General features: G+C 61.1%; 1 pseudogene. It reads right to left on the minus strand.

Going from position 1 to position 930, the window contains the following annotated elements:
- Positions 1–930: pseudogene (locus B0W55_RS29375) on the minus strand (RHS repeat protein); the annotation flags it as partial.

The raw sequence follows: 930 nt of genomic DNA on the forward strand, positions 1-930 counted from the left end.
GGCCGTTGGCTTCGTACTCGTACTTGATCTCGCCGCGCAGTTTGTCCAGCGTGCGGATCAGTTCACCGGCGGGATCGTATTGGTGACGGCGGTGGATCGGGTTGTAGGCGTGTTCGACCAGCAGCGCAGGTTGGATGCCTGGATTGTGAATTTGCGAGAGCTTTTCTGCCGGCAAAGTCGAGGCAAACTGCCACGCCTTACGGCCCATGGCGTCGTAGCCAAAACAACTGGTGAGTTTGCCTTGGGTGCGCAGCACTTCGCGGTGCAGGTCGTCGCGCTCGATGTCGCTGATCAGTTGGCCGTCGAGGTTGAGTTGGTGCAGGTGGCCGCTGCCGTAGTACAGGTGGTTGAGGTGTTGGCCGGTGGGCAACGTCAGCGTGGTGAGGTTGCTCAGGGGGTCGTAGTCGTAGGTAAGAGCGCCTTGGGGTGTGGTCTCCTTGATCAGGCGGCCCAGCAGGTCGTAGGAAAATTCCAGCGTTTCTTCGCTGACACCGAGTTTTTTGCCGTTGGCGGTGGGCAGGCGTTCGATGGTGAGCAAGCGGTCTGCGTTGTCGTAGGTGTAGTCCTGACGGGCATCTGTATTGAGTTTGGCCAGCAGGCGGCCAATCGCGTCGCGCTCGAATTCAGTACTGCGCTGTGGGCGTTCGCCGCGCTCGCCGTAGCCGATTTCATCCACCCGCGTCAGGTGCCCGCCCAGGTTGTAGCTGAAGCGTCGGGTCAGGTTGTCGATGCGTTTTTCTTCGATCAGGCGATCAGATGCGTCGTAGGCAAACTGGTACGCCGCGTTGTTTTCGTTGATCAGCGCAGTCAGGCGAATCGCCGGGTCGTATTCGTAGCGGATGCGTTGGCCCTTGGCGTCCTGGCGGCTGCTCGGGAGACCACGAGCGGTGCGCAGCAGGCGCGTGGTCTGGCCTTTGCCGTCGGTGTGCG

It is taken from the genome of Pseudomonas sp. KK4 (assembly GCF_001984065.1).
GTDB lineage: Bacteria > Pseudomonadota > Gammaproteobacteria > Pseudomonadales > Pseudomonadaceae > Aquipseudomonas.